Here is a 22,647-nt window from a genome sequence, read left to right as displayed (position 1 = left end):
CAGCTCAACCGCGCAGCTCAACCATGAAGCTTCTTGGCCGTCTCCGCGATCTGGCGGCCCTGGTAGCGCGCGCCGGCGAGCTCGTTGGCGCTGGGCTGGCGGCTGCCGTCGCCGCCGGTAATCGTGGTGGCGCCGTAGGGCGCGCCGCCTGTGACCTCGTCGAGCTTCATCTGGCCGGCAAAGCCGTAATTCATGCCGACCACGACCATGCCGAAATGCAGCAGGTTGGTGATGATCGAGAACAACGTCGTCTCCTGGCCGCCATGCTGGGTCGCGGTCGAGGTGAAGGCGCCGCCGACCTTGCCGTGCAGCGCGCCCTTGGCCCAGAGCCCGCCGGCCTGATCGAGGAAGTTCGCCATCTGCGAGGCCATGCGGCCGAAGCGGGTGCCGGTGCCGACGATGATCGCGTCGTAATTGGCGAGGTCATCGATCTTGGCAACGGGAGCGGCCTGATCGAGCTTGTAGTGCGAGGCTTTCGCGACCTCGGCCGGCACCAGCTCGGGCACGCGCTTGATGTCGACGGTCGCGCCGGCCTCGCGCGCGCCTTCGGCGACGGCATTGGCCATCGCTTCGATATGGCCGTAGGCGGAATAATAGAGGACGAGAACTTTGGTCATGGTGGTCTCCGTTGGGGATGGTGTTCGTTTTTCACTCTGTCGTTCCGGGGCGATGTGAAGCATCGAACCCTGGTGCGCAATTGCGCACCTGAGAACCTCGAGATTCCGGGTCTGGCGCTTCGCGCCATCCCGGAATGACGGCAGACTACGTGCTACGCCGCGTCGACGAGCACGAACTCGGTGTCTTCGAGCGCCGTGATCTTCAGGTGCGCCTCGTCGCGGATCGCGGCGCCGTCGCGGGCGTTGACGCGCACACCGTTGATGTCCACGGCCCCCGCCGCGGGCACCAGATAGAGGTGCCGCGATTGCTGCGGCGCGTACTCCGCGCTCTCGCCGGCTTTCAGCGTGGTGGCGAGCACCCGCGCATCGGCGCGGATCGGCAGCGCGTCGGTATCGCCCTCGAGGCCGCTCGCAATGGTCACGAGCTTGCCGGAGCGATCGGCCTTCGGAAACGGCTTTGAGCCCCAGGTCGGCTGTCCGCCGCGCTGCGTCGGCTCGATCCAGATCTGGAAGATGCGCGTCCTGGTCGGCTCCAGATTGTACTCGGAATGGCGAATGCCGCCGCCGGCGCTCATCACCTGCACGTCGCCCGCTTCGGTGCGGCCCTCGTTGCCGAGGCTGTCCTGGTGGGTGATCGCACCCTCGCGCACATAGGTGATGATTTCCATGTTGGCGTGGGGATGGGCGGGAAAGCCGGTGTTCGGCGCAATCTCGTCGTCGTTCCACACCCGCAGGGCGCCGTGACCCATGTTGTTGGGGTCATAATGGCTGGCGAAGGAGAAATGATGTTTTGCTTTCAGCCAGCCATGGTCGGCGCCGCCGAGCTTGTCGAAAGGTCTGAGTTCGATCATCTGCGTGATTCCTTGAGTTGAACGGTCGGCGCCTTGATCATGCGCCAAATCCGCCGTCAACGTTGAGCACGGTGCCGGTGACGAAGGAGGCCTCGGGGCTTGCGAGGAAGACGATTCCGGCTGCAACTTCCTCCGGACGCCCGAAGCGTTGCAGCGCGTGCTGCTTGCGCTGGGTCTCGGCGAACTCGCCGCCGTCCTTCGGGTTCATGTCGGTATCGATCGAGCCGGGCTGCACCACGTTGACAGTGATGCCGCGCGGGCCGAGGTCGCGGGCCGCGCCCTTGGTGTAGCCGACGACCGCGGCCTTGGTGGCGACGTAGTCGGCAAGACCGGGAAACGACGCGCGGTCGGCCAGCATCGACCCGACGGTGACGATGCGGCCACCTTCACCCATCAATTGCGAGGCGGCGCGGATCGCCGCGATCACGCCATGCACGTTGATCTGATCCTGGCGCGCCAGCGCTTCCGTGTCGGCCTTGGCATCGTCGATGGCGCCGCCGGCGGCGACGCCGGCATTGTTGACGAGGATGTCGAGATGGCCGAATTCCCTGGCGACGTCGTTCACGAGCTGCGTGACGTCCCTGGCCGAGGCCTGGTCGGCCCTGAAGGCGCGAGCCTTGACGCCCTTGGCCTTCAATTCAGTGACGACCGCTTCCGCCTTGTCCGGCGAGGCGACATAGCTGATGGCGACATCCGCCCCTTGGTCAGCGAGGGCGCGGGCAGAGGCCGCGCCGATGCCGCGCGAACCGCCGGTGACGAGGGCGACCTTGCCTGAGAGCTTCTTGGTCATTTGGATTTCTCCATTGCTTTGGTCTGCGGTTGACCCCTTGGATAAGCCGTGGGCCGTGGTATAGAAATAGAAACTATCGAAACACATTGTTTCCTAGAATAACCCAGGCATTGCTCTCATGGCGAAACTCCCGGATTTCGAGGCCCTCGCGATTTTCGCAAAAGTCGTGGAATTGCGGTCGTTTGCGGGAGCCGCGAGCGAGCTGGCGACGTCCAAGGCGACGGTGTCCAAGGCGGTCACGCGCCTGGAGGAACGGCTCGGCGCGCGGCTGTTCAACCGCACCTCGCGCCGGCTTGCGCTGACCGATGCCGGCCACAAGCTGGCCGAGCGCGCCACGCGCCTTCTGGCCGACGGCGAGGCGGCGGAGAACGAGGCGCTGGCGCAGTCGGTGGCGCCGCGCGGCCTGGTGCGGCTCGCCGTGCCCATGACGTTCGGCGTCAAGGCGGTGGCGCCGCTGCTGCCGGAATTCTTCGAGACCTATCCGGAAGTTTCGGTCGATCTGCACTTGAGCGATGCGACCGTCGACCTGATCGGCGAAGGCTTCGACATGGCGGTGCGGATCGCGCGGCTGCCGGACTCCTCACTGATCGCGCGGCGGCTCTTCACCATGCCGCGCTTCACCGTGGCCGCGCCGTCCTATCTCAAGCGCCATGGTCGGCCGACGCACCCGATGCATCTGGCCGCGCACAAATGCTTCAGCTACGCCTACATGTCGACACCGAACGTCTGGCACTACACCAATTCAGCCGGCGAGCAGGCCAGCGTGCGGCCGGGTGGACAGCTCCGCGTCAACAATGGCGAAGCCGTGATGCCGGCGCTGATCGCCGGCCTCGGCATCGCCGAGCTGCCTGAATTCATCGTCGGCGAGGCGATCTCCTCCGGCGCCGTCGAAGTGATCCTGAAGGACTGGAAACAGGCCGAAGGCGCGGTGCACCTGGTGACGCCGCCCGGCGGCCCCAGGCCGGCGCGCGTCGAGGCACTCGGCGACTTCCTCGCGGCCAAGCTGCCGGGCACATGCAAGCGGCGGCCGCGTGTGAGAGCAAAGGCGTCGTAAGAGAGCGAGCAGCTTCGACGCTCGTCATTGCGAGCGGAGCGAAGCAATCCAAAGTGTCTCCGGGGAGAGATTGGTTGCTTCGTCGCAAGAGCTCCTCGCAATGAAGCGTGCCCACGTGCTCGACTACGACACCTTCACGCCGTCGATCGCGACGACGCGCAAGCTCGGCTTCAGCGTCTCGTCGAGCTGCGCCTTCAATTCGTGAACGCGCGGGTCGCGCGATCGTGCGGCGCACACGCCGTATTGACGGACCGATTGCGTCAGGGCGCGCCGCGCCTCCGGCGTCCGCGTCAATTCGGGCTGTGCAAGCCGCAACACGATCGCGGCGAGATTCACCAGCATCTCGTCGAGCGCGACGTCGATGGTCGCCGGATTCCGCATCGCTCACTCTCCTCGATCGGGCAACGGCGGGTCCAGACATGCGTTCCAGGCGAAGCCGGAGATGGCTAACGCTTCGTAAACGTCTTGTTCTCGCCGCTCGGCGCGTTAGGCTGGCAGCCAAACAAGGAAAATCAGGGGAGGCACCATCATGGATCGACGCGATCTCCTGCGCCGCTGCTTCATTGCTGCTGATGGAGTTTTCAACCAAGCAGTTTGCCAAGGCGAAGAAACGCTAGGCGCCATCGCGTTGCGGTCATAAACTTTGTTGTCTATATCCGCGCCGCGTTTTGTTTCCTGCTTCGTGTTTCTCAACAACCCGATCGACCGCTACATGATGCTTCGTCTTGTTTGCCTCATCCTGCTCGCACTCTGCCTGGCCGGTCCCGCGCAGGCGCAAACCACCCAGCCGGCGACGGTTGCCAAGCCGGCAAAGAACGCCCTTTCCAAGCCGGCACCTGCTTCGCGGTCCACGCCGCAAGCTGCAGGACCGTGCGTCGGCGTGATATCGCTGCTGGGCGATCGCTTCATCGTGAAGAAGATCGGCGTGACCGTGTTCGGCAACGAGAACAAGGAGGTTCCGGTCGAGGGTTTCGGGCTCGATGACCTCGTCGTCGAGCGTGTGAGGGCCGCGGTCGGATCCGGTCTTGTCGTCCGCAGGATCGCCGCCGATAAATCCGCATTCAGTTCGTACGATCCCGGGCTTGGCATGTTCGCTCGCAGCGACAAGGCCGGCGCCATCGTCCGACAAATTGCCGGTCAGGCCGGATGCAAACGCTATGTCGTCGTGATCAAGGGAATACGCCAGGGTGGATTCTTCGGCATCGGTGTCATGAAGGGCAGCCCGCTGTACAACATGGCCGACATCTACGCGGTAATACGGATCTATGTTCATGACGGGCAAAGCTTCGATATTCTGAAGAGCGGCGAAGGCTCGATCAGCGGAAGCAACTTTATGACCGGGCCGCCGACGCTGCGTATCGATTGGGCGCAGTGGCCAGAACCGCCGGAAGCCGCCAACAACCCAGTGATGCGCGCGTCGACGCGGCAACTGCTCGGCAACGTCCTCGACAAGAGCCTGCCTACCTTGTTGCAGTCGCAGTAGTTGAGGAGATCCGGCCAACCCGTCGCCCCCCTCCAGGCCCCCTCCGAGTGGGGTGCAGGCGCACGGCTATCGCAACACAATCCATTTCGGCTAGGCTGCCTGCCAACAACGAGAACAATCGGGGAGGTACCAACCAATGAACCGCCGCGAACTCCTGAAGGCCGCTGCCATGCTGCCGCTGGCACAGGCAGCTTGCTCTCAATCAAGCTTTGCCCAAGCTCTTTACCCCTCGCGCAACATCACCATGATCGTGCCGTTTCCGGCCGGAGGGCAGGCCGATCTCGCGGCGCGTCCGGTGGCGATGGCGCTGGAGCGGATCCTCGGCAAGCCCGTGATCGTCGACAATCGGGCCGGCGGCGGCGGCGGATCGGTCGGCAATGCCGCGGCGGCGCGCGCGGAGCCCGACGGTTACACGCTGCTGATGACGCTGTCCTCGCTCGCGGTGCTGCCCGAGGCCGACCGGCTGTTCGACCGTCCCGCAACCTACGAGGTCTCGCAGTTCATGCCGATCGCGCGGGTGCTCGCCGATCCCACGCTGCTGGCGGTGCCGGCCTCGGCCCCATGGAAGACGGCGCAGGATTTCGTCGAAGATGCGAAGAGGCGCCCCGGCCAGATCACCTACGGTTCGTCAGGGCCGTACGGCACGCTGCATGTGGCGATGGAGATGTTCGCCAGCAGCGCCGGCATCAAGCTGCTGCACGTGCCGTTCCGCGGCGCGGGTCCCGCGCTCACCGCGATCCTCGGTGGCACCGTGCAGGCGATCGCCGCCGCGCCGGGGACGCTGAAGCCGCAGGTGGACGACGGCAAGCTGCGCGTGCTCGGCAATTGCGGCGCGCAGCGCATCGCGAGCTTTCCCGACCTGCCGACCTTCCAGGAACTCGGCTATAAGGACGTCGAGTTTTACATCTGGGCCGGGCTGTTCGCGCAGAGCGCGCTTCCCGCGCCGATCGCGACCCGCCTGCGCGAGGCGATGGCGCAGGTGATGGCGAGTCCCGACGTGCTCAAGGTGTTCGAAACCTCGGGCAGTCTCGTCGCCTATCAGGACGCGCCTGCCTTCGCGCAGTTCGTCGCCGCGGACAGCGCGCGGCTGATCGCGGCGGTGAAGAAGATCGGCAAGGTGGAATAGGTTCCGAAGCCGTTTTCACATTTTGTTGTTGGTCCAGAACCGGCTCCCGCCTCATTGATTGATGAAAGTCGACGGGAATCGAGAAGGATCGGGACATGCGAACAGAGCGGATTGCGCTGGGTGTCGTGCTCGCGATCGGCGGCATGGTCGCGCCGGGCGCAGCATTCGCCGAAGAATATCGCGGAACTCTGGAGCAGCAGATGGCCTGCACACCAGATGTGTGGCGCTTGTGCAGCGACCAGATTCCGGACGTGGGCCGCATCACGGCCTGTCTGCAGCAGAACACACCGCAGCTCTCGAGGCGGTTGCCGCGCGGTGTTCCAGGCCAACAACCAGATGCCGCCGCAGCAGCAGGCTCCGCGGGGGCGCGCCGCGCCACCGCCGCCGCGCTACAATGCTGCGCCGCCGCCAGCTGCGCCGGCACAGCCGCGTCCTTATGATCGTCCCTATGATGACGAATAGACTCGTGAAAGCTTGATCGCGAAACCGCGCGCGGCACGGACGCAGATCCGGCCGTGCCGCCTCGTTCAACGCTCCGTTCTGCTGTCCGATTCCGGTCGGTTTCCGAGCACCATCCGCATGACCGCCCCGAACAGAATGGCTGCAACGGGCCAATGGAACCAGATCGTGCGGCTGGTGAGCAGATTGATCACAATCAGCAAGGCCGACACCGTCAGGGCCGCCGCAACCGGACGGGGCAGCCTTGCGAGCCAGGCCGAGACGACATTCGTCGCCGAAATTGGCAGGCCCCTGTTTTCCATCCGCGCAGCACGCGCACCCTCTGAGGGAGCCGCGCTCGCCTCGGTCGGGAAGCTCCGGTGTGCGGCTTGGCCGCCCAAGGTCAGGCGATAACTGGTCAAGGGAGCGATGTTCTTCATCGGGCGCTGGCCGAGGCAGTCGAAGCCGACGGACAATTTGTTGTGGACCTGGTCGTAGACCGAGCTCGAGATCACGACGCCGCCGGGCTCGGCCAGCTCTTGCAGCCGCGATGCGATATTGACCCCGTCGCCATAGATGTCGGAGCCGTCCACCATCACGTCGCCGAGGTTGATGCCGATGCGAAACTGCATCGGGCTCGCCTGCGGCGCGTCCGAGGCCTGACTGGAGATTTCCTGCTGAATCTCGACCGCGCATTGCACGGCCTCGACCACGCTGGCGAACTCGGCGATCACCGCATCGCCCCAGGTATTCACGATGCGGCCGTCATGGCGCTCGACCAATCGCGCAATCGCCGTGCGGTAGCGGCGCAGCGTCTCCAACGTTCCGGTCTCGTCCGCTTCCATGAGACGGGAATAGCCGTACACGTCAGCGCACAGCACGGTGGTCAGTCGTCGCTTCACCTTGTCGTCGGTCATGGTCGCCATGCTAGCCTCCCTGGCCGGCAAATGCATCAGGCATCCTGTCCGGTGCCGCCGTTCGGCCTGACCTCGCAGACGTCGACCCATTCGGCCGCGGTGAGCTCGGCCATCCGCTCCGGCGTGATGCGCACCGCGCTGTGGGTCGAGCCCGCGGCCGGCACCACGACGTCGAATGCCTTCAAGGAGACGTCGCAATAGACCGGCAGCGGCGACTTCAGGCCGAACGGGCAGACGCCGCCGACCTCGTGGCCGGTGATGGCGGCGACCTCTTCCAGCCCCAGCATCTTCGGCTTGCCGCCGAACTGCGCCTTGACCTTCTTGTTGTCCATCCGCGAGGTGCCGGCGGCGACGATCAGGATCACGCGTTCGCCGACGCGCAAGCTCAGGGTCTTGGCGATCATGCCGGGCTCGACGCCATAGGCCTCGGCGGCGAGCGGCACCGTGGCCGAGCTGATCGGCGATTCCATCACGGTGATGTCGGGGGCTTTCTCGGCGAAGAAGGCGCGAACGGATTCCAGGCTCATTCCAGGCAGCTCATGTCAGACGTGCGGGCGGCGATGCCTGAGCAATCCCTGGGTCATCCGTGGATGATCCCTGGCAGCTCGGACAGCGAACGGACGCGGTGGTCCGGTGCAAAGCCAAGCTCGTCCATCTGGGTGCGGATCGCCTTGAACATCGTCAGCGGTGCCACGAGTTCGGTCTCGACGCAAGCCAGCGCCATGGCTTCCGGCGTCACCCGCTCGATCCAGGCGACGTTGAGCCCAAACGACTTTGCCCCCGCCGCGTCCCAGGGATTGGAGGACACGAACAGGACCTCGTTCGGCGCCGTGCCCAGCGCCTCGCCGATCAGCTCGTAGGCCGCCGGGCTCGGCTTGAAGATCTTCTTGGCGTCGACGCTGATGGTGGCATCGAGCAGGCGGTCGAGCCCGGAATTGCGCACCAGCGCATTCAGCATGTCCGGGCTGCCATTGGAGAGGATGGCCAGTCGCCGCGGCCTCAAGGCGGTGAGCGCGGCGGCTGCATCCGGATAGAGATCGAGATGCAGATATCTCTCGATCACCCGCTCGAACGCTTCGTTCTCATAGGCAAGTCCCAGCATCCGCAGCGTATAGGCGAGGGAGTCGCGGGTGACCGCGGAGAAATCCTGGTAGCGTCCCATCAGCGAGCGCAGCCAGGTGTATTCGAGCTGCTTGATGCGCCAGACCTGCGTGATGATCCCGCCATAGCCCGGAAACGCATCCTCGGTGACGTCGGCGACCGACTGGATGTCGTACAGCGTCCCATAGGCGTCGAACACGACGGCTTTGATGCTCATGGGCTGTCCTTCCAGGCAGTTGCGGTCACAAGAACTCCGCTTCAGGGAGTGCGCATCATCGTCAGCTTACCAGAGCAAAGCGGAAGTCTGCCACTGCAAGTGTGATCGGCGGCTCGTGACCCAAGGCGGACCGCGACTAGCAGCGAAAGTTTCGCGGCGAGCGGCCGGTCGAGGTATCGCTGCGCTTAACGGTTTCTTTATCGATGTAGCGCTTTTCGTGAGCCTTCAAAGGTTGTTTGTCGGTTTCCCTACAACTAGCCTTGTGGAAGGCCGCCGTTTAAGAGATCATCGTAGTGTGGGGAAACCGACGAGTTCGAATGCGGAAATTGCTGCAAACCGGTAAAACAATAGCCGCACTCGCGCTTGGTCTGCCTTTCTTCGCCTTCGGGATGTGGCTGGGGCTAGCCCAAATATGTCGCGTATTCACGACAGGCGAACTCTACTCGCGCGGTTACGGCCCTGGTTGGATGGGCTGGTCAAGACTCGTCAGCTTTGAAAGCGACCCAATCACCTTCGTATCAGCTCTCGCGACAGCCGTGCTCCTCACTGCTACTGGGCTGTTCATTTTCGGACGGCTGTTCTCTAATGTACGAGGCTGGTGGAACGCGCAGAACTTTTAAAAGTCCGCACTCGGTCGGTGGTAACCTACATAGCGATGCCCGCTGAGCGCCGCTTATGACCCGAAGCGGTCATGCTTAACTGTGGCCAAATGCTTCCCCTGAACTTTTCGGTATTCGATTCCTGTATTCTTGTTCTGTAGATTGGAGACTTGGGAGCAGTTTATCGGCGTGACGGGAGCCGCTCAGATGCGCACTCAGCCGCGCGAGCTTTGCTTGCTCCTCTGCAAGGTGAACGAGAATGAAAAAGTGGGCGCTCTTTATTGCGTTGATCTGGCCGCATATCGCATCCGCTGCCCCCGAAGCTCCGTTTCTGCCTTTGCCTGATGCGCCAGATTATGTTGCCACGATTCTCGTGAAACTCTCCCATGGGCCAACCTATAGGGAAATTCGTACTTTCCACGACGGCTGGATGCGGATCGATGGGAGTTTCGACCAAAAGGCCTATCGTTCGACGAGCTATTTCGGTCCCGGAGGACTGTTCATCACCTTCGCTCGCGAGCCGACTGCCCAAAGCGAGGGCCACGACTGGTTGCATATCATGCGCGGTCCCGCCACAGCCCATCTCGTTCGGTGGGGTGATAGCCCATTCAAGACCGGTGAACGCCAAACGGTGCTCGGCGAAGGTTGCGAAGTCTGGAACTTGTCGAAGACCCTTGGCCGCCCCAATGCCAGACGTTTGAGCTGCGTGACCCCCGACGGCATCGAGCTATGGTCCCGGATTGAGGGCGACTTCCTGCCGGGCACGTCCTTCGACATTATCGAGATGGTGCGAAAACCAGTAACTCCTGATGAAGTGCTACCGCCCGGCGATAAGCTTGAACTGAAGTCCTGGCTTGCGACACCAACCGTGCCGAGACCATCCAACTCGCCGGGAGACGTTACCGTGATCATGCAGAGTAGGCTCAACGCGAGCCCGGATCTGTGGGTCCAGACGCGTACAATCCGACGACACTATCCCTGGACTTACACCGAGGACGTGGATGGAAAAGGGGGGCGTAAGATCACGTTCAAAAATGAGGTAGAGCGGCTCAGTGTCTTTTTTCAAAACGACGCGGCCGGCGAGCCGCTACGATTGAGCGTCCAGAAGGCGCTTAGGGCATTTGCCGATCAGACGTTGCCGGAAAGCAGCCGAACTGAAACGATCCTTGGCGAGACATGCATGGTCTCCGAGAAACGCTTCCGCGAAGGACATTCAAGCCGATGCCGCACCGCGGACGGTGTAATGCTAAGGGACACGACAAGCGAGCGTGGTGCGATCTACGATCTGGTTGCAGTCAAGTTGGACCGCGCCCCGGTTGACCTGGACGCCGTGCTGCCGCCGGCCCGTTTATTTGTGCGTGCCAACTGGGGGATACCTGACTAGGCTCGGTTTCTTCTTCCGCTTCTGGCCCTTCTCGACCATCCGTGGCAGTTACTCGAATGTCGGTTGTCGGCTGCAATTCCGACCCGGCCGGGAGTGTCGACGAAGGGCTGGCGTAGCCTCAAGCGCCTGAGGGTGAGGGCTTCGATCATGGGACCGAAGCCCTCTTTTCGATGACGAGTCCGAGGCTAGATCCCCAGCAGTTTCCTTGCGTTGGCCTTCAGCACCTTCGGCCGGACCTCGTCGCGGATGTCGATCTTGGCGAAGTCCGACAGCCAGCGGTCCGGCGTGATCACCGGCCAGTCCGAGCCGAACAGCATCTTGTCCTGCAGGATCGAGTTGATGTAGCGCACCAGGATCGGCGGAAAGTATTTCGGCGACCAGCCGGAGAGGTCGATATAGACGTTTGGCTTGTGGGTCGCGACCGACAGCGCCTCTTCCTGCCAGGGGAAGGACGGGTGCGCGAGGATGATCTTGAGGTCCGGGAAATCGGCCGCGACGTCGTCCATGTACATCGGGTTGGAATATTTCAGCCGCATGCCCATGCCGCCGGGCATGCCCGAGCCGACGCCGGTCTGGCCGGTGTGGAACAGCGCGATGGCGCCGCCATTGTTGATCTCTTCGTAGAGCGGATAGGCCATGCGGTCGTTGGCGTAGAAGCCCTGCATGGTCGGGTGGAATTTGAAGCCGCGCACGCCGTATTCCTCGATCAGCTTGCGCGCCTCGCGCGCCCCGAGCTTGCCCTTGTGCGGGTCGATCGAGACGAAGGGGATCAGGACGTCGAGATGATCGGAGGCGACCTCCAGCATCTCGTAATTGTTGTAGCGGCGGAAGCCCGTCTCGCGCTCGGCATCGACGGGGAAGATCACCGCGGCGATGTTCTTGGAGCGGTAATAGGCCGCGGTTTCCGGCACCGTCGGCGGATGCTTGTTCGGCGACTTGAAATACTCCGCCATCTGCGCCTGGAAGTCGTCATAGCCGTCGTCGGGATGGCAGCCGCAGGGCTCCTCGGCATGGGTATGGATGTCGATGGCGACGACCTTCTCGATATCAGGCAGCTTCAGCTTCGGCATTGGTGTCCTCCCGACCGGTTGCCGAATTGATTATAGTATATAACGAATTTGGCAAGGCGTCGCTGGAGGCGACATTGTTGTCGGCAAGCGGTCCTGACTCCCCTCGGCCGGTCGGGAGGGCAGATCGGGCCGATCCGGCCGCTTTGACCGTGCATGGGGTTGTTTTCGAGAATTTGCCGGTTCGGAAGGCGGCAGTGAACATTGACATCACCTGCCGCCATGCCTTAAGAACCGCCCCGTCCCGGGCGGTCGTCCGCCAGCGGGAAAAATCTCATTTTGCCACATTCGCGCGTGCCGCAACGGTAGTGCCGAACACGGCCTTTCGAACGTTCAGGATTCCGCCATGAAGGTCCGTAACTCGCTGAAATCGCTGCGCGGTCGCCATCGCGCCAACCGCCTGGTCCGCCGCAAGGGCCGGGTCTATGTGATCAACAAGGTGCAGCGCCGCTTCAAGGCGCGCCAGGGCTGATCTAAGGGGCTGATCTAGGGGGGCTGATCGCGCCCGGCCCGCCCTCGCGCGTTCCCGCAACACCACGGCTCACACGAGTTTGACGCCGCCTTTGCTTTGCAAGGGCGGCTTTGCGCGTTTAGACTTTCACCATGGCAGTGAGATTCCCGCATCCGCGCACGTTATGTCTGGCCCTAGTGCTGGGAGCCGTCGGGCTCGCTCCGGCGCTGGCGCAGCAGATTGAACCGCCGAACCCGCCCGGCAAGCAGAAGAAGCTGCCCGAGGCGCCGGCCAAGCTGCCCAAGGTCGATCGCACCAAGAATCTGGATTTCCTGTTCGGCGCGCTGAAGGCGGCGCCCGACGAGGTCAGCGCCAAGCATGTCGAAGCGCGGATCTGGGCGATCTGGCTCCAGACCCCCAGCGACACCGCGGCGCTGTTGATGGCGCGCGCCAAGACCGCGGTCGACGCCAAGAGGATCGAGGTCGCGATCAAGCTGCTGGACTCGGTCATCAAGCTCAGGCCCGACTACATCGAGGCCTGGAACCGGCGCGCCACGCTCTATTACATGCAGAACGATTATGGCCGCTCGCTTGCGGACATCCAGCAGGTGCTGATCCGGGAGCCGCGCCATTTCGGCGCGCTCGCAGGCCTCGGCATGATCATGCAGGAGGTCGGTGACGAGAAGCGCGCGCTCGACGCCTACCGCAAGGCGCTCGCCGTCAATCCGCACCTCGAAAAGATCCCCGATCAGGTCAAGGCGCTGACCGAGAAGGTCGAAGGCCGCGATATCTGAAGCGCATGAGATTCGGACGAATCGTCATCGCGCTCCGGGCTGGTGCTTTGCGCATGATCTTTCCGGACAATTGCGGGGCACCTGTCCGGATCATGCTTTAGCCGACAACTCGATCATTTCTTGAGGGAGCGTGGCGTCTTCGGATTAACCACGATCGCAGGCGCGGCATCGTGAGGACTATTGCCCGGGCCGCCGCAGGCCTACCTGCATGGCAGGAGCGAAAGTCATGAAGCGTTTGATCTTTGCGGGATGCTTGCTGCTCGCGTCGGGGACGGCGAGTCTGGCCGACGGATTGTTCTGGGTGGTCGGCAACCGCGCCACCGGAAAATGCAACATCGTGACCAGCAATCCGGTCATCATCGGCGATATCTGGTTCGGCGACGGTCCCTACAAGTCCAGGGCCGATGCCAAGCTTGCCCGTTCGACGATCCGCGTCTGTCCCGCGCTCACGCCGGACGAGGAAAAGGACGAGGACGGCACGAACTAGCCTGCCTTCAATGCAGGACGCTGCCGCCGCGCTCGACCAGGCCGCGATCGGCCGCTGCCGCGTAGGCCCGTGCCAGCTCCGCTTCGAGATGCTCGTTGATCAGCAGCAGCGCCCGCACGGCGCCGCGCAGGTCGCCGTTGCAGCTCGCGACGATTTCGTCGATCGCAGTGTCGTTCGATCTGAAGCTCATCGAAAATCCTCCGGTTCAAACCAGGACAATGTCTGCCGGTCTTTCCCACATCCCCTGAGGCCTGCGAGGAGGATCGGCGCCCACCCGCGCCTAGATGGCGGAACCGACCATGGCGATTATATGGACACCGCGATGACGGCTGCATGAAGCCGTTCCGGGCTTGCGTATGCCCGCGTAATATTGTTGATTCCATTGAATTTTTACCTTCTGCAATTGTGCACATATCCACAGCCCCGGCATTTTCGGTGGAACACGGAAAGCCGGGGGCGCGAAACTGCCGCCCTCCAGACCCGTAACTGCCCTGTGCCCAGGATCACCCGGATTCTCCCCATGATCGTGATGTCAGTCGTGACGGCGCTGGTTCTGCTGGCGCTGGTCACGCAGGCCGGGATCGTCGCCGTGCAGCGCGCCTTTCCGCCGCAGGGCGAGATGGTGGACGTCGACGGCGCGACGCTTCACGTCGTCGATATCGGCCCGCGCGATGCGGGCGTGCCGATCGTGATGCTGCACGGCGCGAGCTCCAATCTCGAAGCGATGCGGCGCCCGCTCGGCGACATCCTCGCCAAGGACCATCGCGTCATCCTGGTCGATCGCCCCGGCCATGGCTGGAGCACGCGTGCGCGGCGCCAGGATTCCACGCCGCAGATCCAGGCGCGGATGATCGACGAGGCGCTTGCAAAGCTCGGGATCGAGCGTGCCGTCTTCGTGGTGCATTCCTGGAGCGGCGCACTCGGCGCGCGGCTTGCGCTCGATCATGCCGGCCGCGTAGCGGGTCTCGTCATGCTCGCGCCTGTCACCCATCCCTGGCGCGGCGGCGTCGGCCGTTACAACGAGATCATCGCGACGCCGGTGATCGGCCCGCTGCTCGCCTACACCATCACCCTGCCGCTCGGTTACTTTCTCGCCGAACCCGGCGCGCGCAGCGTATTCCTGCCGCAGATGATGCCTGATGGATTCGTGCGGGATTCCGCGACGCCGCTCTTGCTGCGCCCGCGCGAGTTTATCGCCAACGCCTACGATCTGGTGACGCTGAAGGAGGCGGTCGCGGCGCAAGTCGCACGCTATGGCGAGATCGAGGCGCCGGTGACGGTCATCGCCGGCGAGCCCGACAAGACGGTGAAAACCAACATCCACGCCCGCCCGTTCGCGGCCACGGTGCCGAATGCGAAGCTGATCGTGTTGCCCGATCTCGGCCACATGGTGCAGAATGCCGTGCCCGACCGCGTGAAGGCGGAGATCGAGGCAATGATCGGGAGAATCGTCCCGGCACAGGCGGCCGCCGATTAGAGCTCTTGCGGGCGGGGTGATGCTCCCGTAGCCCGGATGGAGCGAAGCGCAATCCGGGGCCGCTCGCACCGTCCTGGATTACGCTGGCGCTCCATCCGGGCTACGGCAACATGCCTGTGTCGCCCGCTGTCAATCGCTTTTCCTGAAATATTCCACTTTACCGAAATTCGGTTTTGGCGTATGTGTCGGCCATCCTGGCTCAACCAAGAGGGGCGATCTCGAGGTCGTCTTGATCGCGAGCCGGGCTTGCGGTGGACGCGGCAGCGTCGGCACGAGAGGTGCGGGCAGGGCGGGTAATCCCTGTGAGTCCGTAACCGCGTGCGGACGAGCGGCGCTGCTAGGCTTCGTCTCGCCTGTAAGTTTCCGGCTTCGTCGACAGGGCTGGGAATACTGCGGCGAAATGGCGGGCCGTGCGTACGGCAAAACCGTGTGGTCCTGGCCGTCGTTGCTACGGTCAAGCTTTTCGAAGATGCGCGCGAGCCCGACCGGGCAGACGGCATCGCCAATTCGAACGGCGAGGGAGGCCAGAAGGAAAGTTCGGCTCCCGGGAGAGCACGGCATAAGCCGTCCGACCATCGCGCAGGGAAGGCCGAGTGATCGGCACCACCTGTATGCTGCTGTGCGGTTCTTCTGCGTGTGCATTTTGCGCAGCAGACCGCGGGTGCGATGTCAGCACCCGGCCTTCCCTGCGCCCTCTTGGATCAGAGGGTGGAGACGCAAGCAAAGCTCGGGCGAATTCAGCCGCGAGAACAAGAAGGCGTGTCTGCAAGCGAGATGGTGCGGGAAGAGCGGAACCGTTGCGTCACACTCCGTCATGGCGAGCGCAGCGACTTGTCCGCCGAAGCCTTGGCGAAGGCGGAAGCAATCCAGAATCGCTCCGCGGGGGCAGTCCTGGATTGCTTCGTCGCATCTGCGCAAAATTGCTTCGCAATTTTGTCGTTGAGCTCCTCGCAATGACGTGAAGAGAGTCTGCGTCACAATAAAAAGCCGCAGCTCCGGTCCCGATGCGATCGGAACCGAAGCTGCGGCGGCCGTTTCAGGCGAAGCTTACTGCTTGATCTTCCCGTCCTTGTCGTATTGGGCAAGGAAGGCCCAGAGATTGTTGATCTCGGTCTCGTTCTTGATGCCGGCGAACGCCATCTTGGTGCCGGGGATCTTGGCCTTGGGGTCCTTGATGTATTCCTTGAACACGGCCTCATCCCAGGTGATGCCGGAATTCTTGTTCGCGTCCGAGTAATTATAGCCCTCGACCGTGCCCGACTTGCGGCCGTTGAGGCCGTTGAGTTCGGGGCCGACCTTGTTCTTGGCGCCTTCGCCGATCGCGTGGCAGGCCAGGCATTTGTTGAACGATGTCTTGCCGGCCGCGACATCCTGCGCCATCGCGGCGGGTGCGGTGGCAATCACGGTGAGGATCGTTAGCGCGCCAAAAGTCAGTTTTGTCATAAGTGTGCTCTTCGTCTCTTCCCGGGTCAGATGGAGGGCCGTGTTTTGGCAGGTCCGATGCAAGTGGACAAGCCGCGAAACCTTGACAGGTTTCCTGCTAGCAGGCTTGTCCCAGAGAGAACTTGCGCTGCAACAAAGCAATGCGACCTTCGGAGGACCTACCCAAAGCGGGCAAGACATGATTGATTTGCTGCGACTTTTCCATCTGGCGGACGAAAGCTTCTGAAAATGGCCATCATGATGCCCGCAAGCGACCAGGCCGTGCTCGCACGCCGCGCCGAGATCGTTGCTGCGCTGCGCGCCATCGTGCCCGGCGAAGGCGTGATCGATACGCCTGCCGAAATGCGGGCCTATGAGTCCGACGGGCTCACGGCCTATCGGCAGCCGCCGATGGTCGTCGTCCTGCCCGACACGACCGAGCAGGTCTCGCTGATCCTGAAATATTGTGCAGGGCAAGGCATCAAGGTGGTGCCGCGCGGTTCCGGCACCTCGCTATCAGGCGGCGCGCTGCCGCTCGAGGACGGCGTCTTGCTCGGCCTCGGCAAGTTCAAGCGCATCCGCGAGATCGATTTCGACAACCGCGTCGTCGTCACCGAGCCCGGCGTCACCAATCTCGCCATCAGCCAGGCGGTGGCCCATGCCGGCTTCTATTACGCGCCCGACCCGTCCTCCCAGATCGCCTGCTCGATCGGGGGCAATGTCGCGGAGAATTCCGGCGGGGTGCACTGCCTGAAATACGGCATGACCACCAACAACGTGCTCGGCTGCGAGATCGTGCTGATGAGCGGCGAGATCCTGCGCATCGGCGGCAAGGGGTGCGAGAACCCGGGCTACGATCTGATGGGCGTCATCACCGGTTCCGAGGGCCTGCTCGGTGTCATTACCGAGATCACGGTGCGCATCCTGCAGAAGCCGGAGACGGCGCGCGCGCTGATGGTCGGCTTTGCCGAGGTCGAGGCCGCCGGCGAATGCGTGGCGCGCATCATCGGCGCCGGCATCATTCCCGGCGGCATGGAGATGATGGACAAGCCCGCGATCCACGCCGCGGAAGCCTTCGTCCACGCCGGCTATCCGCTCGACGTCGAGGCGCTGCTCATCATCGAGCTCGACGGCCCCAAGATCGAAGTCGACGAGCTGATCATTCGTGTCGAAAGCATCGCAAGAGGCTGCGGCTCGGTGACGCTGCAGATCTCCAATTCGGAGGCCGAGCGCAATCTGTTCTGGGCCGGCCGCAAGGCTGCGTTCCCGGCGGTGGGCCGCATCTCGCCCGACTATCTCTGCATGGACGGCACCATTCCGCGCGGCGCGCTGCCGAAGGCGCTGGCGCGCATCCGCGAGCTCTCGGAGAAGTACCAGCTCGGCTGCGCCAACGTGTTCCACGCCGGCGACGGCAATCTGCACCCCTGATCCTCTACGATGCCAACAAGCCCGGCGAGATCGAGCGCGCCGAAGCCTTCGGCGCCGACATCCTGCGCGCCTGCGTCGAGTTCGGCGGCGTGCTCACCGGCGAGCACGGCGTCGGCATCGAGAAGCGGGACCTGATGCCTGACATGTTCAGCGAGATCGACCTGAACCAGCAGCAGCGGCTGAAATGCGCGTTCGATTCGCAAGGGCTGCTCAATCCCGGAAAAGTGTTCCCGACCCTGCACCGCTGCGCCGAGCTCGGCCGCATGCATGTTCACGCGGGCAAGCTGGCGTTTCCGGATATTCCGCGGTTCTAGCCTCGATCGCTGCCATGCGCGAAATTTGCCTTTCGCTCTAAACTTGGATACCCGCTCAGTCGTGGATACGCTCAAGGTCAGAGACGCCAAAGACGTCGAAGAGGTCGTGCGCGCGGCGATCGCGAACGAGCAGCCGCTCGAGATCGTCGGTCATGGCTCCAAGCGCAGCATCGGTCATGCGATGGCGACCAATGCGGTGCTCGACGTCTCCGCGCTCAATGCCGTCACCTCCTACGAGCCCAACGAGCTGATCATCACGCTCCAGGCCGGCGCGCCGCTGGCCGACGTGCTGTCGCTGATCGATGCCAAGAACCAGCAGTTCGCCTTCGAGCCGATGGATACCGCGCCGCTGCTCGGCACGGCGCTATCAGGCACCATCGGCGGCATGATCGCGGCCGGGCTCGCCGGTCCGCGCCGCATCAGGGCGGGCGGGGCGCGTGATCACCTGCTGGGAGCGCACGCCGTCTCGGGCTTCGGCGACAGCTTCAAGACCGGCGGCAAGGTGGTGAAGAACGTCACCGGCTACGACCTCTGCAAGTTGCTGGCGGGATCCTGGGGCACGCTGTCCGTCATGACCGAGGTCACGCTGAAGGTGATGCCCAAGCCCGAGGCGGAGCGGACGCTGCTGCTGCGCGGGCTCGACGATGCCACGGCCAACAAGGCCATGACCGCGGCGCTCGGCTCGCCCTTCGACGTCTCCGCCGCCGCGCATCTGCCATATCAGGCGTTCCGCGCCAAGACCGATGGGCTTGGCGATCTCGCCGGGGAGGGCGAGGCGCTGACCGCGCTGCGGCTCGAGGGCATCACGGCCTCCGCCGCCCACCGCGCCGGATCGCTGCGCGAATTGCTGGCGCCGTTTGGAACCGCGGACCTGATCGAGGACTCTGCCTCCGCGGCACTGTGGACCGCGATCCGCGACGTGCTGCCGTTCGCGGCTAGCGGCGCGCTCGGCGCCTGGCCGGTGTGGCGGATCGTCTGCCCGCCCGCCTCGGGTGCTGTGCTCGGCACGCAATTGGCGCGCGAGACCGGCGGCGAGGTGATCTACGATTGGGGCGGCGGCCTGATCTGGGCGGCGCTGCCGCCGAAGGACGACGCGCATGGCCCGGCGGTGCGCGCCCGTGCCAACGCGCTCGGCGGGCACGCTACGCTGATCCGGGCGGCCGAGGAGGTCAGGCGCAATGTCGATGTGTTCCATCCGCAGGCGCCCGGCATCGCCGCCCTGAGCGAGCGGGTCCGCGCCAGTTTCGATCCGAAGACCATCCTGAACCGGGGACGGCTCACGCGGAGCGCTGCCGAATGAAGACCGAATTCTCCCTGGCGCAGCTCGCCGACCCCGACATCGCGGAGGCCGACAAGATCCTGCGCGCCTGCGTCCATTGCGGCTTCTGCACCGCAACCTGCCCGACCTATGTGCTGCTCGGCGACGAGCTCGATAGTCCGCGCGGCCGCATCTACCTGATCAAGGAGATGCTGGAGAAGGATCAGGCGCCGACGGCCGAAGTGGTCAAGCATGTCGACCGCTGCCTGTCGTGCCTGGCCTGCATGACGACCTGCCCCTCGGGGGTGAACTACATGCACCTCGTCGACCAGGCCCGGGTCAGGATCGAGCAGCGCTATCAGCGGCCTCTGGCCGAGCGGCTGCTGCGTCGGGTGCTGGCTTTCGTCCTGTCGGACCCGCAGCGCTTTCGCTGGAGCATGATGCTGGCGCGGCTGGCCCGGCCGCTGGCCGTGTTCCTGCCGACGCCGCGCCCCTCGGCCACGCCCGGCCTGATCCAGCGCCTCAAGGCGATGCTGGCGCTGGCCCCGCAGCGGCTGCCGTCACCGGGGCCTCTGCCGGGCAGCGTGTTCGCAGCGCTCGGCAAGAAGCGCGGCCGGGTCGCGCTGCTGCAGGGCTGCGCCCAGCAAGTGCTGGCGCCGCGCATCAACCAGGCCGCCATCAGCCTGCTCACCCGTCACGGCATCGAGGTCGTCCTGGTCAAGGACGAGCAGTGCTGCGGGGCGCTGACCCATCATCTCGGCGACGACCGCGACGCCTTGGCCCGCGCCCGCGCCAATGTCACGGCCTGGCAGAAGGAAGCGGCAGGCGAGGGGCTCGACGCCATCCTGGTGACGGCCTCCGGCTGCGGCACCGTGATCAAGGACTACGGCTATCTGCTGCGGGAAGACAAGGCGTTCGCGGCCGATGCGGCGAAGGTGTCTGCGCTCGCCAAGGATATCACCGAATATATTGCAGGCCTCGGACTCGAACCGACCGCGCGCCAGGACAACATCGTTGTCGCCTATCACTCCGCATGTTCGTTGCAGCACGGGCAGAAAATCACAGCCCTTCCGAAAGAATTGCTTTCCAAGAATGGATTCGTGGTGAAAGATGTGCCCGAGAGCCATTTGTGTTGCGGTTCGGCGGGGACTTACAACATTCTCCAACCCGAGCTTGCGGGCCGGTTGCGCGATCGCAAGGTCGCCAACATCGCGAGCATCAAGCCGGACATGATTGCCGCGGGCAATATCGGCTGCATGGTGCAGATTGCCAGTGGCACGTCAGTTCCGGTCGTACACACGATTGAGCTTCTCGATTGGGCGACGGGCGGGTCGCGGCCGGCACTGAACGCGTCAGTTTGAGCTTTCAGAGCCTGAACTTTCCTCCCGAGGTGACGACTGAAGACGCCCGATCGACCATTGTTCGGCGGCAACAGGAGGACCACGATGGCGAAAGCGAAGAAGAAGAAAAGCAAGAAGGCCAAAAAGGCCAAGAAGGTTGTAGCGGCGAAGAAGAGCGCCAGGAAGGCAACCAAGAAGTCCGCGAAGAAGTCGGCCAAGAAATCTGCCAAGAAGTCTGCCAAGACATCGAAGAAGGCCGCTCCCAGGAAGGCCGGGAAGAAGGCTGCGAAGACGTCGGCCAAGAAGGCTGTGAAGAAGGCCGCCAAGAAGGCTGCACCGAAGAAAGCCGCGAAGAAAGCGGCACCGAAGAAGGCGAAGGCAGCTCCCGCGCCGAAGCCGTCAGCACCGTCGGCCGCCCCGGCTCCCGAGCCGGCAGCGGAGACGAGTTGGGCGATGCCTTCGTCTTCTGCGGAAGCGGCGCCGGCCGAGGAGCAACGCTAAAGCACGATCCGGAAAAGTGCGCAGCGGTTTTCCGGAAAACATCGTGCGCAAACAACAACCTGAAGCGCGATGACCATTCGTCCGGATCTCATCGCGCTTGAGGTCCCGGCCGATAGCCGCGATTGCTAAACGAAGGCCGCTGCGGTGACGCTGCGGCCTTTTTGCATCGCGACAGGGATCTCCGGCAAGGCGTCCCCTGCCACGTGGCTGATTCGTAGCCGGATTGCCACGCGAGCGCCTCCCCGTACTTGCACGGGCCGCTCCGTGCACGTTGACATGCAAATGATGTGATCAAGAAGACACACAGGCCGACAACCTTTCGTGGAATGATCAAAACGCCCAAAAAGGCGGCAGATGCCCGTGATTTTTGCTTCACGGGCCCCATCCCACCATCCAGATTGTCGCAGTAACGTGATTTTGCACACAGGTCGTTCGCCGGGGGGCTTCCGGGATCCGACTGCGTAGAACTGGCGATGGGGATCGAAATGAAGAAAGTGGCTTTGTTGGCAACGGCGCTGGCAATCGTGACGACGGGTTCGGCTTTCGCGGCAGACTTGCGCGTGAAGGCGTTGAAGGCCCCGCCGCCGCCCGCCTTCGATCCGTGGGATATCGCCTTCGGCGGCGCGATCATGAGCAACTACGTCTTCCGCGGTATCACGCAGTCGAACAACAAGCCGTCGGTCGCGGCCTATTTCGAGCCGCGCTACAACGTCACCAAGGACCTCCAGCTCTATATCGGCGTGGCCGGCGAGAGCATCTCCTTCCCGAACCGCGCTGCGGCCGAAATCGACATCTACGGCGGTATCCGCCCCACCTTCGGCGCGTTCGCCTTCGACATCGGCGTCTGGGGTTACCTGTATCCGGGCGGGACCTGCTATTACGGCGCGCCTGGCGTCGACTTCGCCGGCAACTTCCAGGGCGCCGAGTGCGCCGAGAAGGCCTTGTTGAACACCAACGTCATCAAGCGGGACCTGAGCTTCTTCGAAGTCTACGGCAAGATGACCTACACGGTGAACGACAACTGGTCGTTCGGCGTCACCGAATACTACACCCCGAGCTTCCTGAACTCTGGCGCCTGGGGCAACTACGCCTCGATCGTCGGCAAGTACACTGCACCCAGCACGGTGTTCGGTTCGAGCGGCGTCGGCATGTACGTGTCGGGCGAGTTCGGCCGTCAGTGGCTCGGCACATCCGACAGCTTCTACGGTACGTTGGCCTTCCCGAACGGCATCAACTACGCCGATTACAACACCTGGAACGTCGGCATCGGCTTCACCTACAAGGTGATGACGCTGGACCTGCGCTACTCCGACACCGATCTGTCGAAGGGTGATTGCAACGCCTTCACCAGCGACTATTCGGCCCGCGGCAACCTCACGGCTTCGACCGGCACGTACCTGACGCCCATCAATCCTTCGGGCGTCGGCTCCAGCTGGTGCGGTGCGACCGGTATCGCCAAGCTCTCGTTCGACCTGACGGCGATGACCAACCTGAAGTAGGTTTCTTCCGAAACGACTTAGCGAGGGCGGCA

The 22,647-nt window shown here is 63.7% G+C and carries 22 protein-coding genes and 2 pseudogenes; 14 read left to right on the top strand and 10 right to left on the bottom strand.

Features of this window, described 5'->3' with window-relative positions:
• Positions 1–17 precede the first annotated feature (17 nt).
• From wrbA to ACETMP_RS18590, 3 genes are all read right to left on the bottom strand, one after another.
• Positions 18–617: an NAD(P)H:quinone oxidoreductase gene (gene wrbA / locus ACETMP_RS18600; protein ID WP_375157318.1), complete on the bottom strand. Its 600-nt coding sequence runs from the start codon at positions 615–617 to the stop codon at positions 18–20.
• Between the two features lie 152 nt (positions 618–769).
• A complete protein-coding gene (locus ACETMP_RS18595; protein ID WP_375157317.1) occupies positions 770–1,468 on the bottom strand; it encodes a pirin family protein in 699 nt (232 codons plus the stop codon).
• A gap of 37 nt (positions 1,469–1,505) precedes the next feature.
• Entirely contained in the window at positions 1,506–2,258 is a 753-nt protein-coding gene (locus ACETMP_RS18590) for an SDR family NAD(P)-dependent oxidoreductase (RefSeq protein ID WP_257176419.1), read from the bottom strand.
• Positions 2,259–2,376: 118 nt separating this feature from the next.
• Here ACETMP_RS18590 and ACETMP_RS18585 point away from each other — a divergent pair, with 118 nt between their 5' ends.
• Positions 2,377–3,312, top strand: a complete 936-nt coding sequence (locus ACETMP_RS18585; RefSeq protein WP_375157316.1) for a LysR family transcriptional regulator — start codon at positions 2,377–2,379, stop codon at positions 3,310–3,312.
• A 123-nt stretch (positions 3,313–3,435) separates the two neighbouring features.
• Here ACETMP_RS18585 and ACETMP_RS18580 read toward each other — a convergent pair whose 3' ends face one another.
• On the bottom strand, positions 3,436–3,693 hold the full coding sequence (locus tag ACETMP_RS18580) for a hypothetical protein (protein WP_375157315.1): 258 nt from the start codon (positions 3,691–3,693) through the stop codon (positions 3,436–3,438).
• A 301-nt stretch (positions 3,694–3,994) separates the two neighbouring features.
• Here ACETMP_RS18580 and ACETMP_RS18575 point away from each other — a divergent pair, with 301 nt between their 5' ends.
• The 3 genes and pseudogenes from ACETMP_RS18575 to ACETMP_RS18565 all read left to right on the top strand — a co-directional run bounded on the left by ACETMP_RS18575 (position 3,995) and on the right by ACETMP_RS18565 (position 6,383).
• Positions 3,995–4,795 (top strand): hypothetical protein, encoded by an 801-nt coding sequence (locus ACETMP_RS18575; protein ID WP_375157314.1) that lies wholly within the window; start codon positions 3,995–3,997, stop codon positions 4,793–4,795.
• Positions 4,796–4,931: 136 nt separating this feature from the next.
• Positions 4,932–5,921, top strand: coding sequence for a tripartite tricarboxylate transporter substrate binding protein (locus ACETMP_RS18570; protein ID WP_375157313.1), 990 nt, complete (start codon positions 4,932–4,934; stop codon positions 5,919–5,921).
• 95 nt (positions 5,922–6,016) lie between these two features.
• Positions 6,017–6,383, top strand: a pseudogene (locus tag ACETMP_RS18565) (hypothetical protein).
• 65 nt (positions 6,384–6,448) lie between these two features.
• On the opposite strand, the gene ACETMP_RS18560 reads toward ACETMP_RS18565, so the two are convergent.
• From ACETMP_RS18560 to ACETMP_RS18550, 3 genes are read right to left on the bottom strand one after another with little or no spacing between them, the layout of a single operon-like run.
• Complete coding sequence (locus ACETMP_RS18560; RefSeq protein WP_375161934.1) at positions 6,449–7,276, bottom strand: adenylate/guanylate cyclase domain-containing protein; 828 nt, start codon at positions 7,274–7,276, stop codon at positions 6,449–6,451.
• Positions 7,277–7,311: 35 nt separating this feature from the next.
• The gene (locus ACETMP_RS18555; RefSeq protein WP_375157312.1) at positions 7,312–7,803 is read right to left on the bottom strand and encodes a YbaK/EbsC family protein; all 492 of its coding nucleotides are present in this window, start codon (positions 7,801–7,803) and stop codon (positions 7,312–7,314) included.
• A 53-nt stretch (positions 7,804–7,856) separates the two neighbouring features.
• Entirely contained in the window at positions 7,857–8,594 is a 738-nt protein-coding gene (locus ACETMP_RS18550) for a haloacid dehalogenase type II (RefSeq protein ID WP_375157311.1), read from the bottom strand.
• 858 nt (positions 8,595–9,452) lie between these two features.
• On the opposite strand from ACETMP_RS18550, the gene ACETMP_RS18545 reads away from it, so the two are divergent.
• Positions 9,453–10,577 (top strand): hypothetical protein, encoded by a 1,125-nt coding sequence (locus ACETMP_RS18545; protein WP_375157310.1) that lies wholly within the window; start codon positions 9,453–9,455, stop codon positions 10,575–10,577.
• Between the two features lie 185 nt (positions 10,578–10,762).
• On the opposite strand, the gene ACETMP_RS18540 is transcribed toward ACETMP_RS18545, so the two are convergent.
• Positions 10,763–11,647: an amidohydrolase family protein gene (locus tag ACETMP_RS18540; protein ID WP_257176432.1), complete on the bottom strand. Its 885-nt coding sequence runs from the start codon at positions 11,645–11,647 to the stop codon at positions 10,763–10,765.
• Between the two features lie 343 nt (positions 11,648–11,990).
• Here ACETMP_RS18540 and ykgO point away from each other — a divergent pair, with 343 nt between their 5' ends.
• The 3 genes from ykgO (at position 11,991) to ACETMP_RS18525 (ending at position 13,376) form a co-directional block, all read left to right on the top strand.
• Entirely contained in the window at positions 11,991–12,116 is a 126-nt protein-coding gene (gene ykgO / locus ACETMP_RS18535) for a type B 50S ribosomal protein L36 (RefSeq protein WP_006611362.1), read from the top strand.
• 131 nt (positions 12,117–12,247) lie between these two features.
• Positions 12,248–12,889, top strand: a complete 642-nt coding sequence (locus tag ACETMP_RS18530; protein ID WP_375157309.1) for a tetratricopeptide repeat protein — start codon at positions 12,248–12,250, stop codon at positions 12,887–12,889.
• A 226-nt stretch (positions 12,890–13,115) separates the two neighbouring features.
• Positions 13,116–13,376, top strand: coding sequence for a hypothetical protein (locus ACETMP_RS18525; RefSeq protein WP_028134305.1), 261 nt, complete (start codon positions 13,116–13,118; stop codon positions 13,374–13,376).
• Positions 13,377–13,383: 7 nt separating this feature from the next.
• Here the strand turns inward: ACETMP_RS18525 and ACETMP_RS18520 are convergent, their stop codons facing one another.
• Entirely contained in the window at positions 13,384–13,566 is a 183-nt protein-coding gene (locus ACETMP_RS18520) for a hypothetical protein (protein WP_028134306.1), read from the bottom strand.
• A 330-nt stretch (positions 13,567–13,896) separates the two neighbouring features.
• Here ACETMP_RS18520 and ACETMP_RS18515 point away from each other — a divergent pair, with 330 nt between their 5' ends.
• A complete protein-coding gene (locus tag ACETMP_RS18515) occupies positions 13,897–14,853 on the top strand; it encodes an alpha/beta fold hydrolase (RefSeq protein ID WP_375157308.1) in 957 nt (318 codons plus the stop codon).
• A gap of 1,047 nt (positions 14,854–15,900) precedes the next feature.
• Here ACETMP_RS18515 and cycA read toward each other — a convergent pair.
• Positions 15,901–16,296 (bottom strand): cytochrome c-550 CycA, encoded by a 396-nt coding sequence (gene cycA / locus ACETMP_RS18510; RefSeq protein WP_375157307.1) that lies wholly within the window; start codon positions 16,294–16,296, stop codon positions 15,901–15,903.
• 228 nt (positions 16,297–16,524) lie between these two features.
• Between cycA and ACETMP_RS18505 the strand changes: the two are divergent.
• The 5 genes and pseudogenes from ACETMP_RS18505 to ACETMP_RS18485 all read left to right on the top strand — a co-directional run bounded on the left by ACETMP_RS18505 (position 16,525) and on the right by ACETMP_RS18485 (position 22,615).
• Positions 16,525–18,017, top strand: a pseudogene (locus tag ACETMP_RS18505) (FAD-linked oxidase C-terminal domain-containing protein).
• 61 nt (positions 18,018–18,078) lie between these two features.
• Entirely contained in the window at positions 18,079–19,317 is a 1,239-nt protein-coding gene (locus ACETMP_RS18500; RefSeq protein ID WP_375157306.1) for an FAD-binding protein, read from the top strand.
• Entirely contained in the window at positions 19,314–20,636 is a 1,323-nt protein-coding gene (glcF, locus tag ACETMP_RS18495; protein ID WP_375157305.1) for a glycolate oxidase subunit GlcF, read from the top strand. Before ACETMP_RS18500 ends, glcF begins: the two co-directional genes overlap by 4 nt.
• Entirely contained in the window at positions 20,633–21,217 is a 585-nt protein-coding gene (locus tag ACETMP_RS18490; RefSeq protein ID WP_375157304.1) for a hypothetical protein, read from the top strand. The genes glcF and ACETMP_RS18490 overlap by 4 nt, the downstream gene beginning before the upstream one ends.
• A gap of 384 nt (positions 21,218–21,601) precedes the next feature.
• The gene (locus ACETMP_RS18485) at positions 21,602–22,615 is read left to right on the top strand and encodes a TorF family putative porin (protein WP_375157303.1); all 1,014 of its coding nucleotides are present in this window, start codon (positions 21,602–21,604) and stop codon (positions 22,613–22,615) included.
• Positions 22,616–22,647 lie beyond the last annotated feature (32 nt).

It is taken from the genome of Bradyrhizobium dasycarpum, assembly GCF_042019905.1.
Classification (GTDB): Bacteria; Pseudomonadota; Alphaproteobacteria; order Rhizobiales; family Xanthobacteraceae; genus Bradyrhizobium; species Bradyrhizobium japonicum_B.
Note: the sequence above shows the minus strand (reverse complement) of the source record. Positions and strands in the feature narration are given on the sequence as shown.